General features: G+C 72.0%; 10 protein-coding genes. 3 read left to right on the top strand and 7 right to left on the bottom strand.

Annotation, left to right across the window (positions count from 1 at the left end; translation table 11 throughout):
* On the top strand, positions 1-932 hold a 932-nt coding region (locus tag ACYF6T_RS43555; protein ID WP_461703527.1), incomplete at its 5' end, for a xylan 1,4-beta-xylosidase.
* Positions 933-957: 25 nt separating this feature from the next.
* Here ACYF6T_RS43555 and ACYF6T_RS43550 read toward each other — a convergent pair.
* The 5 genes from ACYF6T_RS43550 to ACYF6T_RS43530 form a co-directional block, all read right to left on the bottom strand.
* Complete coding sequence (locus ACYF6T_RS43550) at positions 958-4,737, bottom strand: lipopolysaccharide biosynthesis protein (protein ID WP_461703526.1); 3,780 nt, start codon at positions 4,735-4,737, stop codon at positions 958-960.
* Entirely contained in the window at positions 4,730-5,530 is an 801-nt protein-coding gene (locus ACYF6T_RS43545; protein WP_461703525.1) for a polysaccharide deacetylase family protein, read from the bottom strand. Before ACYF6T_RS43545 ends, ACYF6T_RS43550 begins: the two co-directional genes overlap by 8 nt.
* The gene (locus tag ACYF6T_RS43540; RefSeq protein WP_461703524.1) at positions 5,527-6,522 is read right to left on the bottom strand and encodes a glycosyltransferase family 2 protein; all 996 of its coding nucleotides are present in this window, start codon (positions 6,520-6,522) and stop codon (positions 5,527-5,529) included. Before ACYF6T_RS43540 ends, ACYF6T_RS43545 begins: the two co-directional genes overlap by 4 nt.
* The gene (locus tag ACYF6T_RS43535; protein ID WP_461703523.1) at positions 6,519-7,370 is read right to left on the bottom strand and encodes a glycosyltransferase family 2 protein; all 852 of its coding nucleotides are present in this window, start codon (positions 7,368-7,370) and stop codon (positions 6,519-6,521) included. The genes ACYF6T_RS43540 and ACYF6T_RS43535 overlap by 4 nt, the downstream gene beginning before the upstream one ends.
* Before the next feature lie 346 nt (positions 7,371-7,716).
* The gene (locus ACYF6T_RS43530) at positions 7,717-8,094 is read right to left on the bottom strand and encodes a hypothetical protein (protein ID WP_461703528.1); all 378 of its coding nucleotides are present in this window, start codon (positions 8,092-8,094) and stop codon (positions 7,717-7,719) included.
* On the opposite strand from ACYF6T_RS43530, the gene ACYF6T_RS43525 reads away from it, so the two are divergent.
* Positions 8,078-8,248: a hypothetical protein gene (locus tag ACYF6T_RS43525; protein ID WP_461703529.1), complete on the top strand. Its 171-nt coding sequence runs from the start codon at positions 8,078-8,080 to the stop codon at positions 8,246-8,248. The two genes, ACYF6T_RS43530 and ACYF6T_RS43525, sit on opposite strands and share 17 nt — an antisense overlap.
* A gap of 44 nt (positions 8,249-8,292) precedes the next feature.
* Entirely contained in the window at positions 8,293-9,099 is an 807-nt protein-coding gene (locus ACYF6T_RS43520; protein ID WP_461703522.1) for an SGNH/GDSL hydrolase family protein, read from the top strand.
* Here the strand turns inward: ACYF6T_RS43520 and ACYF6T_RS43515 are convergent, their stop codons facing one another.
* A complete protein-coding gene (locus ACYF6T_RS43515; protein ID WP_461703521.1) occupies positions 9,100-10,695 on the bottom strand; it encodes a serine/threonine-protein kinase in 1,596 nt (531 codons plus the stop codon).
* Positions 10,696-10,739: 44 nt separating this feature from the next.
* On the bottom strand, positions 10,740-12,282 hold a 1,543-nt coding region (locus tag ACYF6T_RS43510), incomplete at its 5' end, for a HoxN/HupN/NixA family nickel/cobalt transporter (RefSeq protein WP_461703520.1).

Here is a 12,282-nt window from a genome sequence, read left to right as displayed (position 1 = left end):
GCCGGTCCGCGCTGGAGACGGCCCCGCTGCCCGAGCACTACGCCGACTTCGCCGCGCTCGCCGCGACCGTCGCCAGGCGCTACCCCGACGTGCGCCACTTCGTCGTGTGGAACGAGTTCAAGGGCTTCTGGAACGACGCGAAGGGCCGCTGGGACTACGAGGGGTACACCAAGCTCTACAACCTGGTCTACGCGGCCCTGAAGAAGGTCGACAAGGACATCATGGTCGGCGGGCCCTACCTGGTGATGGACAGCGTCGACCCGCGTGCCGACGAGGCCTCCGCGACCTTCAAGGGGCCCTGGGGCGCCATGGACCAGCGGGTCCTGGACGCCTTCGCCTACTGGAACAGGCACAAGGCGGGCGCCGACTTCGTCGTCGTCGACGGCTCCAGCTACACCAACGACGACGAGCTGCTGCCCGACGAGTTCGCGGCCACCGACAAGCTCACCGCGGTGGGCAGGTGGGTGCGGCAGCGGACCGGGAACCTGCCGCTGTGGTGGGCCGAGTACTATGTCGAGCCCGCCGACGGCAACGACGAGCGCACCGGCTGGTCCGAGGCCCGCCGGGTCGCCGTCCAGGCCGCCGGCATGATCGCCATGGTCAGGGGCGGCGCCTCCTCCGGCTTCTACTGGAACCCGGAGGACGAGAAGGGCGACGGCTGCGCGGGGTGTCTGTGGACGCCGACGGAGGGCGCGGACGGGGGCAGGGCCCTGCCCATGTTCGACCTGGTCTCCCGGTTCGACCGGGCGTTCGGGCCCGGCAGCAGGTACGAGACGGTGTCCGTCGCCGCCGACGACGTGCCCAACGTGCGCGTCCTCGCCACCGACGAGGACGTCCTGGTCGTCAACACCCTCGACCGGTCCATCAGCGCGCTGGTCGACGGCAAGCGGTTCCCCATGCAGGCGTACGAGGTGAAGTGGCTCAAGCGGTAGGCGGCCGCCAGAGCCACTTCGCCCGTCACTTCATGGTCAGGAACCGCTGCACCAGCGAGGCCAGCAGCACCGCCAGCAGCGGCAGCGAGAACCAGAAACTGCTCTGCAGCCACCGCAGTTGCCGCACGCTCGGCCGCACCGCGACCCGCACCGCCTCCCGTGCCGTCAGCAGCACGACCAGCGCGAGCGCGGCCAGTCCGCCCACGACCGACCACGGCGTCCAGGTGATCTGCGGCCCGATCGGACCGGGGTCCGGCTTCGGCACCTCGCCCCCGGGCTGTTTCCTCAACGCGTAGAGCACGGCGTCGTCGTTGACGAACACCTTCTTCAACTCGGCACGCCGGTCCAGGTTCTGCATCAGCCGGGGCTGCCAGGTGGCCGAGTAGCCCACGTCCATCCGGAGGTAGGCGACCTGGCTCGCGTTGATCATCAGGTACGAGTTCGGGCCGGCGTCCTTGAGCGCCTTGACCAGGCCGGACACCAGGACCGGGTCGGCCGGCGCGAGCGTCGGCACGTAGGTGACGCGCTCCATGTCCCGCGCGCCCCACGGCATCGCCGGCGTCACGTCGTTGACGGTGTCGTTGCTCAGCCACAGCAGGCGCACCGTCGGCTCGTCGTGGGCGTACACGTAGTCCATGGCGGCGACCTCGCCGGGCCGCACCCGCTCGAACGGCTCGTTGCCCCACCGTGCCACCAGGAAGCCGCACATGAGCAGCAGCCCCGCCATCAGCGCGGCCAGCGGGGCGAGGCTCACCCGGTCCTTGTCCCGCTCCTCGGCGGTGACGCCGGTGCGCGGGAACAGGGCGAGACCGGCCAGCAGGGCGGCGCCGGGCGCGGCGAACATGAAGACGCGCAGCGCCATCTCGCCGCCGTAGGACTGCATGCCGAAGCCCAGGAACGGCACGAAGGTGAGCACCAGCAGGGACCGCTCGCGGTACTTGTGGTCGCGCCGCCGCCACCAGCCCCAGCACGCGAACAGCAGCACGGAGCCGGCCAGCAGCACCCGCGTGTACAGCACCAGCTTGTGGCTCGAACTGCCGCCCTGGATACGGCCGGAGACGGAGGTGGAGACATTGCTGCCGACCCCGCCGACCCCGCCGAACAGGTCGTTGAAGTGCCCCGACCAGTACGGCTCGGCCATGAAGCCCAGCCAGGCCGCGACCAGCACGCCGAACAGGACGGGCAGGCCGCGCAGTTCGGACCGGCCGATCAGGACGAGAGCGGTGAGCACCCCCAGCATCACGAACGGGGTGAGCTGGTGGGCGGGCACACTCGCCGCGAACAGGCCGATCAACACCCCGAGCAGGACGACCTGCTGACGCCGGTCGGTCGGCTCGACCTCCGCCTCGCCGGGCCGACTCCTCGCCCAGATCATCCGCGGTGCGCGGAAGTAGACGAGCAGGACCGCCACGAACGTCAGATACAGCAGGAACGTGAAGCCCTGCGGGGAGAAGTAGTCCTGGCCGACCCAGCCGCTCAGGACGAAGATCCAGATGCCGGTCCACTTGGCCCGCCAGCTCGCCCGCATCGACCGCACCAGCAGGAACATCGGTGCCAGGTAGAGGAGTTGGATGGTCAGCGGCCACCAGCGGATGACCTCCGTGTAGTCCGTGAGCCCGCAGGCCCGGCCGACGAACGCGGCCACCGCGAAGAAGTCGGGCCAGCTCCAGCGCGCGTCCAGGTCCGGTACGGCGGAGCCGGTGCGGTCGATGTAGTCGAGGAACCCGAGGTGCTGCCAGGCCGTGGGGAACCGCGGCTCGGTCTCGATCACCGCGGGCAGCGCGTGCAGCGACACGACGGTGGCCAGCAGCGTGGCCAGCAGCAGCGCCTTGTGCTCGCGGCCCAGCCACAGCAGCGAGGCGAACACCGCGACCAGCAGGGCGGCGCCGACGAGCGTGGGCAGCGGCAGGACGGAGATCAGCCCGAGCCCGCCCATCTCGTCGAGATCGCTCTCGCCGAGGGCCAACGCGGGCACCCAGTACAGCAGCAGCGCGGCGGTCAGCAGACAGCCCAGCAGCAGACCGGCCCGGGTCGGCTGCAGACGCTCCCGCCAGGACAGGGGCGGCGGCGCTCCAGCGGACCGTGCCTCTTCCCGTGTGGCCTCCGCCGGTACGGCCTCCGCCTGAACGGCCTCCTGCTCGGACACCGCGGCCTCTTCGAAGGGCGCGTCGATCTCCGCCGGCCCCAGCGAGGCCTCCGACCCCGGCTCCCGTTCCTCCACCGGAAGCCCCACCGCCCACGTCGGCCGGTGCTCGGCCCGCACGACGGGCGTGCCCGTGGGCGGGGTGCCCGGCCCCGGGCGGACGTCGGGGCGGCGCTCCTGGTGGTCGAAGTCGACGTGGATGCCGAGGGCGAGGGTGTCGGTGTCCAACGCCCAGGCGGGACGGCGCCGTTGGGGGGTGGCCGGCACCTCACGTGCCCCCAGGTCGGCGAGGTCCCCGTCGGGTGCCGTGGCCTCCGGGACCTCGGCCGGCGCGGCCGTGAGGGTCCGGTACAGCTTCGGCGCGGCGATCGTGACAATCACCGCCAGCGACGAGATCTCGGCGACACCGGCGCCGGTCAGCCCCATCCGGGGCAGCAGCAGCAGGGTCAGGCCGAGCACCAGCACACACAACAGGCCCTGCAGCCAGGCCAGTCCGGCGGTGCGGCTCTGCGCGCGCAGCACCGCGAAGTACGTCTCCATCACGACCCGCAGCAGCGCCCCGACCGCGAACCAGCGCAGCAGCGGGGTCGCCGCGTCCGCGTAGCCCTGGCCGAAGACGCCCAGGATCCACGGCGCGCCGACGAACAGCAGCCCGCAGATCGGCAGCATGATCCGGGCCATCCGCTTCAGCGCGGCCCGGGTGTTGGCGGCCAGCCGGGCCGGGTCGTGCGAGCCCTCGACGGTCAGCGAGGCGCCCATGTTGATGGCGAGCAGGTTGACCGTGCCGCCGATCGTGGTGGTGATGTAGAAGTACGCGTTGTCCTCGGAACTGACCTGCGAGGCGATGATCACCGGGACGAGGTAGACCACGGCGAGCGAGAACAGCGAGCCGGTGTAGTCGCCGGCGAGGAAGCGGCCGATCTCCTTCACGGAGGGCGGGCGCGCGTGGTCCTCGGTGGCCTCGACGTGCCGGGGCACCAGCCGCCGGAAGACCAGCCAGCCCAGCGGCACCACGGAGGTGGCGATGGCCGCGACCCAGGAGACGAACACGCCCGTCGTCGGGATCAGTGCGGCGAGCCCCACCAGCAGGACCAGCTTGACCCCGGAGAACACGGTGTTGCCCACCGGCACCCAGGGCGCGCTGCGCAGCCCGGTCAGCACCCCGTCCTGGAGGGTGAGCAGGTTCCAGGCGATCACGGCCACGATGAAGCCGAGCCCGTGGACGGGACCGTGCAGGAAGCGGTACGACGGCCCCCACAGGTTCAGGGTGAGCAGGAAGACGATCGCGGCGAGCGACACCACGAGCGAACTGCCCGCGTAGGTACGGAAGATGAGCCGCCCGGTGGCCCGTCCGGCCACGGGGATGAAGCGGGCGAGCGCGCCGGTCAGCGTCACCGCGGTGAGCCCCGCCAGGAGCTTCATCGCGGCGATCGCGGCCGAACCCTGGCCGACCGCGGAGTCGGAGTAGTAGTGCGCGGCGATGAGCCAGTAGCCGAGGCCGAGCACGGCGGAGATGCCCGTGTTGAGCATCAGGGCGTAGGCGTTGCGGAACAGCTGGCTGCCGCCTGCGGACCGGCCCAGGCCGGGCAGCCGGAGCCGGCGCCCGGGCTGGGCCGGCGCCTTCGCGGGCTGCGCCTCGGTGGTGGTCGTCGTGTCAGACACGGGAACGGATGGCCTTCCGGCGGACCTGACGGGCTCTGCGGACCAGGGCGTAGCCCTTGGTGAGGGCACGGTCCCCGGCGAAGGTGCGGGCGATCGCGCGGCCCTCTATCAGCCGCGCGAACTCCGCGCTGTCCGTGCGGCGGCGTACGGTCACCCGCCGCAGGGCGTACGGTCCCTGCCGGCGCCGGGCCAGGCCGTTGCCCACGGCGAGCGCCTGGGCGTACCCCGTCTCGCGCACCGCGGTGCGCACCCGGCGGCTGGAGTAGCCGTACGGGTAGGCGAACGAGACCGGCGCGGTGCCCAGTTCGGCGGCGACGATGTCCCGGCAGCGGACCAGCTCGTGGCGCAGCGCGGCGTCGTCGAGCTGGTCGAGCTGCGGGTGGGTGTGGCTGTGGCCGCCGATCTCGACGCCCGTGGCCGCGAGGTCGCGCACCTGGTCCCAGTCCAGCATGGTGTCGAGGCCGCCCCCGGTGTCGTGGGCGCCCCTGATCCAGCCGGTGGCGACGAACAGGGTGGCGGGGAAGGCGTGCTTGGCCAGCACGGGCAGGGCGTGCCGGTGCACGCCCTCGTAGCCGTCGTCGAAGGTGATCAGCACCGGGCGCGGCGGCAGCGGGCGTCCGGAGCGCCACCGAGCCGCCAGCTCGGCCGTGGTGACGGGCGTGCGGCCCAGGTCGCCGATCATCGCCATCTGCTCGGCGAACGCCTCCGGCGCCACCGACAGCGCACGGGTGGCGTCGTTCGGCGCCGTCGCGACCGAGTGGTACATCAGGATCGGCACGAACCCCTCACTCATGGGATCCCCCCCTCGATCTCGTCGACCCCGGCCACGGAGAAGGCGGCGGCGCCCCTGCGCGCCCGGACGGTGCCGACCACGTACCCGCCGGCCGCCGTGAGCACCCCGGCGACGATCGCGCCGGCCCGCCCCGCACCGCCCGGCCGGGCCAGTACGGCGTCCCGCAGACCGCGCGCCACGCCGGCCGGCAGCACCCGGGTGGCGTACCGGCGTTCGGACTCGAGTCCCTTGCCGGCGCCGACGCTGCGCGCCACCAGCGCCTTGGACAGGCCCTCGGCGTAGGCGCGCGTGCGGAAGTACCCGAAGTGCTGACGCGCCTCGGGTACCCGGTGGTGGATCACCGCGCGGTCGTCGATCAGCAGGACCGCGTCCGGTCTGGCGCGGGTGAGCCGGATGCACAGCTCGGTCTCCTCGCAGCCCAGCGGGCGCCGGTCGCCGTCCCGGCCGATGCCGGTCGCGAAGCCGCCGGCCGCGTCGAAGGCCGTGCGCCGGAACGAGGCGTTGCCGCCCAGGACGTTGCGGACGCGCACCCGGCCGGGCGGCAGGCCCCGGTAGGTGCAGCCCACCACCCAGTCGAACTCCTCGGGGAACCAGGCCGGACGCCGTCCCGACGCCCAGACCGGCATGGTGCGGCCGCCCACCGCCATCACCCGGGGATCGGCGTACCCCGCGGCGAAGTGCCGCAGCCAGTCCCGCTCGGCCACGGCGTCGTCGTCGAGGAAGGCGATGATCTCGCCGTGCGAGGCGGCGATGCCGGTGTTGCGGCCCGCGGACAGGCCGCGCGGGCCCGCGTTGGCGAGCACCCGGACGTCCGCGGCCTCCTTGTACTCCTTGGCCAGCCGCTCCAGCAGGGCCGGGTTGTGGTCGACGACCAGCAGTGTCTCCAGCGCGGGCCGGGACTGCGTGCGCACGGAGGAGACCGCCGCGAGGATGTCCTCCCAGCGGTCCTCGGTGTACACGCAGATCACGACGGAGATGTCGGGATCGCTCAAGACGCCTCTCCCCGGACCGAGTCGAGCGGTGCCGAGTCGAGCGGGACCGAGCCGAGCAGCGGCGAGGGATGTTCCTGGCGGCGCAGTTCGCGCCGGTTGGAGCGCTCCTTGAGGATCACCTTCAGCACCCGGAAACCGTCCCGTACGGCCCGCAGGTTGCTGGTGCCGTGGATGCGGAGGTACTCGTGGCTCGGTATCTCCTGCACCTTCAACCCCGCCTTGACCACCCGGATGTTCATCAGGGTCTCCACCTCGAACCCCGTGCAGTCCAGGTCGATCTTGTCGAGGCAGTGCCGCCAGAACGCGTTGTAGCCGTAGCAGAGATCGGTGTAGCGGGCGCCGAACTTGCGGTTGACGATGGTGCACAGCGCCCAGTTGCCCAGTTTGCGGATGAAGGTCATGTCGTCGGTGCCGCCGCCGTTGGCGAAGCGCGAGCCCTTGGCGAAGTCGGCGCCGGAGACCAGTGCGGAGACGTACGACACGATCTCGTTGCCGTCGGCCGAGCCGTCCGCGTCCACCATCACGACGATGTCGCCGGTGCACGCCTCGAACCCGGTGATCAGCGCGTCCCCCTTGCCCCTGCCGCGCTGCTCGACGACCTTCACCTCCGGCCACAGCTCACGGGCCACCTCGACGGTGCCGTCCGTGGAGTTGCCGTCGACGAGGACGACTTCGTGTATCCAGTCCGGAAGGGTCTTGAAGACGTACGGGAGATTCTCCGCCTCGTTCATGGCGGGGATCACCACGCTCACCGGCGGAGCGATCGCCAGGTGAGAAGAGATCGGCCGGTACTTGCCGGCTGTCGACGGGTCCTGGCCCGTCGTCGCCGGCCGCAGAACGGAACTCATGAGTCTGGTCCCTCTCGTCCGGTGGACCGCCCGCCCCTGGGCGGCCCGGCTCTGTATCCGGTTCGAAAGGGGGGTTGACGCCTGAGGCGTGACGAAAGGGATCTCCGCGCACGCCGAAGCTGGCAAAGCTGGCCGGCCGTCTGTCGCGCAGAGGCAGACGGTCGCGCGGCACGACTCGGTCACAAGTGCGGTCACCGAGCACGGCACCCCCCTACCGCGCCCCACGTCGGCGACCGTCGCGGTCCTTGAGCCCTCCCCATGAGCCGCACGATGACGGTACCGATGCGGGTGAGATGTACGACGGTATTGACGATTGCGTCCGTATGGCAAGGCCTGGAACGAGGCCTCACGTTTTTGTTGGTTTGACCGTTACACAACTTAGAAGAAAAAGAAGAACACTGATCACGGTTATGGCGACGATCCCGCCACGTACCGACCATCGGTGAACCGCGAGCATGCCCTGGGCCACCAGCATGTCGAGGACGACCGCGCCGGCGAGCGCGGCGAGAGTGCGGCCGAAACGTTCCAGACCGCGCAGCGCGGCCGCGAGGGCCGTCGCGGGAGCCGCCATGAGGAAGAACAGGGTGAGCGGCCCGCGCAGCGGCGAGTCCGCGTCGGTGAGCGCGAGCAGGGCGCCGAAGACCCCGACGGCCGTCGCGGCCCCCGCGAGCAGCGGCGACAGCGTGCCGCCGGTCGAGAACGTCCTGATGTCCAAGGTCCGCATTGACGACTTTGCCCCCCAGCGCGTCGGAATGCCGGGCTTCAATGTCGCGCAGCGTGAGACGGGGCGTCAAGACGCGGACGAGGGCGGCGCGATGGGCGGCGGACCGTGCAAGCCGGAAATTATTGACATGAACACTTCCCGGAAACGCGCGTAGTTGCTACGACGGTTATGGCAGAGATCCTGCTAAAGGGAGGTTCCATGAGACGTTCCCGAATTGTCGGCCTCGTGAGCTCGATCCTCCTCGCCGTCACCGCCGCCCTCACCGGGGCCACGACGGCGCAGGCGTCCCAACTCGCCGCGAACGGCGGCTATGTGGCCCTCGGCGACTCCTACTCCTCGGGAGTCGGAGCGGGCAGTTACATCAGCTCCAGCGGTTCCTGCGACCGCAGCACGAAGGCCTACCCCTACCTCTGGGCGGCAGCCCATTCACCCTCGACGTTCGACTTCATGGCCTGCTCCGGCGCCCGAACGGGTGATGTTCTCTCCGGACAACTGGGCACGCTCAGCTCCGCCACCAGCCTCGTGTCGATCACCGTCGGCGGCAACGACGCCGGCTTCTCGGACGTCATGACGACCTGCGTCCTGCAGTCCGACAGCACCTGCCTGTCCCGCATCAACACCGCCAAGGCGTACGTCGACTCGACCCTGCCGGGCCAACTCGACAGCGTCTACTCGGCGATCAGCAGCAAGGCCCCGAACGCCCACGTCGTCGTCCTCGGCTACCCCCGCTTCTACAAGCTCGGCACCACCTGCATCGGCCTGTCCGAGACCAAACGGCAGGCGATCAACGGCGCGGCCGACTACCTGGACACCGCCCTCGCCAAGGCCGCCGCCAACCACGGCTTCACCTTCGGCGACGTCCGCACCACCTTCACCGGCCACGAGATCTGCTCCGGCAGCTCCTGGCTGCACAGCGTCGACTGGCTCGACATCGGCGAGTCCTACCACCCCACCGCCTCCGGCCAGTCCGGCGGCTACCTGCCCGTGCTGACCAACAACGCCTGATCACCCCGAGGGGGACGGCGACACACTGGGGGAGGCCCCGCCCGTCGGGGTCGCCCCCTCGCACGTCACCGAGAACGGCACCGAGTCGGACGTCGTGTGCACCGGCGAGCGCACCTCGACGCTGATCGAGTTCCGGAAGGTCCCCCCGCTGTCGTACGTCGTCACGAACGCCTTGTCCTGCTTGGTCCGCCCGCCGCCCGCGGGGAAGGACAGGGTCTTCCACCCCGGATCCATCACCTGCCCGTCCTTCGACACCCACCGGTACGTCACCTCGGCCGGCAGCCGGCCCACGGTGATGGTCGCGGTGAACGCGGGCGCCTCCCCGCCGGAGGGCGGACACGTCCCCGCATAGTCGGTCCGCGAGCCGGACAGCGTGACCCGCACGGACTGCGGCGCCTGGCTGCCGGCGGCACTGCTCCTGCTCGTCGTGGGGCTCTGGGCGCCGCCGGGCGCGGTCGCGGTGCCGGTCGCGCCCGGCGTGGACGCCTCGCTCGACGTGGTGCGGTCGCCCGCGTTCCCCTTGCCGTCGTCGCGGTTGAGCAGCGCGTACGTCAGCCCCGCGATCGCCAGCGCGAGGGCGAGGACGCCCGCGACCAGGACGACGGCCGCGCGCCGGTTGCGGTCCGGTGCCGTGTCGGTCGGTGTGCTCGTCGGAGTCGCAGCAGGAGTGGGAGCCGGCCGGAACGGGGTCGTGGGCGGTTCCTGCCGGAAGGGTGCGGCCACGGTCGGGGTGTACGCCGGTGCCGGCACCGTCTGCGCGAAGGGCGTGCCGCCCGCGCCGATGATCCTCAGGTCCTGCTCGGCCCGCTCGGCCGGCAGCCGCTCGGCCGGATCCTTGCGCAGCAGCCCCTCGATGACCGGGGCGAGCGGGCCGGCCCGGTGCGGCGGCGGCAACTCCTCGTCGACGATCGCCCGCAGGGTGCTCAGCGGAGTGTCCTGACGGAAGGGCGAGTTGCCCTCCACGGCCGCGTACAGCAGTACGCCCAGCGACCACAGGTCCGACTCGGGGCCGGGCTTGCGGCCCAACGCCCGCTCGGGGGCGAGGAATTCGGGCGAGCCGATCACCTCACCGGTCATCGTCAGCGCCGAGCTGCCCTCCACCATGGCGATGCCGAAGTCGGTCAGCACCACCCGGTCGTCGTTCGACAGCAGCACGTTGGCCGGCTTGACGTCCCGGTGCAGCACCCCGGCCGCGTGCGCGGCCCGCAGCGCGGCCAGCACCTCGGCGCCGATGTGCGCGGCCCGCTGCGGTGTGAGCGGGCCCTCGGCGTCCAGCAGTTCGGCCAGCGAGATGCCGCGCACCAGCTCCATCACGATCCACGGCCGGCCGTCCTGGGTGGCGACGTCGTACACCGTCACCACGTTGCGGTTGGCGACCCGGGCCGCCGCCCACGCCTCGCGCTCCAGCCGGGCGTACATCCGCTCGACCTCCGGCGCGGGCAGCCCGGCGGGCGCCCGCACCTCCTTGACGGCGACCTCGCGGTGCAGGACCTCGTCACGGGCCCGCCACACCGTTCCCATGCCGCCCTCGCCGAGGGGGGACAGGAGACGGTAACGGCCCGCGATCACACGTTCGTTGCCGGGTTCTTCGGACACCGACGCCCCCCACGGCATCTCACCAGGTCTCTTCACAAAGTAGCTCATCCGAGTGCCGCTGCCGCCCCCTTGAGCACCAATCCGGCCCCCAGTGCCACGACCAGGAACGCCGACCCCAGGGGTGCGGTCCTGCGGACCAGGGCCGCCATCGGGTGGGCGGTCCAGCGCGGGCGCCTGCCGAGCACCCGGTTCATTCCGGTACCCAGCCTGACGACGGCGAATCCGGCCGCGGTGAGCGTGAGGGCGAGCCCGACGCCGTACGCGACCACGAGCAGCAGCCCGAACCAGGCCTGCCCGAGGGCCGCCGCGCCCACGAGCACGACGACCGCGGAAGGACTCGGCACGAGCCCGCCGGCGAAGCCCAGGAGGATGGTGCCGCGGAGGGTGGGGGCGGTGGCGTGGGTGTGGGTGAATCCGCCGTGGGTGTGCTCGACGGCGTGGGCGTGTGGGTGGGCGTGGTCGTGGTGGTGGTCGTCTTCGTGGTGGTGGTGACGGTGGTGGGTGTGCCCGGCCGGGGCTGACGCGCCGTGGGCGCCCACGAGCTCCAACGAGCGTTCCGCAACCGGCTCTTGATGCGCATGGGGATGTGGGTGCGGATGGGGATGGGGGTGCGGGTGCCCGTGCGTGCGGTTGTGCCAGGCCCGGCGTACGAGGGTGACGCCCGCCGCGGTCACCATGGCGCCGCTGGCGATGCCGAGCCAGGCGATCACCGAGGGCGTCGCGGCCGAGCCCGCGGTCACCAGGAGGCCGAGGGCCACGACGCCGAGGGTGTGGGTGACCGTCACCGAGGCGGCCAGCGGGAGGACGTCCTTCAGGCGGGCCCGGCCTCCGCGGGCGGCTGCCGTCGCCGCCATCAGGGTCTTGCCGTGGCCCGGGGCGAGCGCGTGCATCGCGCCGAGGACGATCGCGATGAGCAGCGCGAGCGCCGCGAAGCCGACGGTGAGGTCGTGCCGGGCGACCAGGGAGTCGAGGGCGCGGGTCCAGCGGTCGGCGCCGCGGGGGAGCACCGAGGCGGCCGGGGCGTCCTGCTGCTCCTCGACCAGGGCCGGACCGCCGGGCCGCACGCGCAGGGCCGCGGTGGTGGTGTCGGCGGGGGAGGAGAGCAAGTCCTTCGGATAACTGGTGAGTTCGTGGGAGACCGACGTCTTCGGTACGTCGGAGGCGGTGAGCGTCATCCGGTCGCCGCGCGCGGTGATCTCCCGCCAGCCGGGCCCGGAAGCGGTGCCGGCGCTGCGGAAGCCCAGGCGCACGCTGGCGGCCTCGGGCAGCGGCGCCGTCAGCCGGCACTCCACGCGCAGGGTGTTCAGGCCCGCCTGACCGGGCCGCAGGCGGGCGCTGCTGCCGGTGACGGTGAGGGCGGCGGGGCGGCCGTCGGCGGTGACCTCGCTGCCGTCCGCCGCCTTCTCGCACCGCTGCCGGGCCCACTCGGTCATGCCGAGCCGCTTGATGTCCGGCTTGGCCTGGGTCGCCGGGATCTCGGCGAGGTCCTCGACGTGGTCGACGCGGAGGGTGCCGGGGGCGGCGACGAGACCGTCGTAGCGGTTGACGGTGAAGTTGCCCAGGGGGTGCGCGCTCGCGGTCCCGGAA

Source organism: Streptomyces sp. 7R007 (genome assembly GCF_054850255.1).
The sequence above is the reverse complement of the archived record's forward strand: the minus strand, read 5'-3'. Positions and strand labels throughout refer to the sequence as shown.

Coding starts and splice junctions, on each gene's coding strand:
- ACYF6T_RS43535 (WP_461703523.1), bottom strand. CDS start 7,370: ATGAGTTCCGTTCTGCGGCCGGCGACGACGGGCCAGGACCCGTCGACA.
- ACYF6T_RS43520 (WP_461703522.1), top strand. CDS start 8,293: ATGAGACGTTCCCGAATTGTCGGCCTCGTGAGCTCGATCCTCCTCGCC.
- ACYF6T_RS43545 (WP_461703525.1), bottom strand. CDS start 5,530: ATGAGTGAGGGGTTCGTGCCGATCCTGATGTACCACTCGGTCGCGACG.
- ACYF6T_RS43525 (WP_461703529.1), top strand. CDS start 8,078: ATGTCCAAGGTCCGCATTGACGACTTTGCCCCCCAGCGCGTCGGAATG.
- ACYF6T_RS43530 (WP_461703528.1), bottom strand. CDS start 8,094: ATGCGGACCTTGGACATCAGGACGTTCTCGACCGGCGGCACGCTGTCG.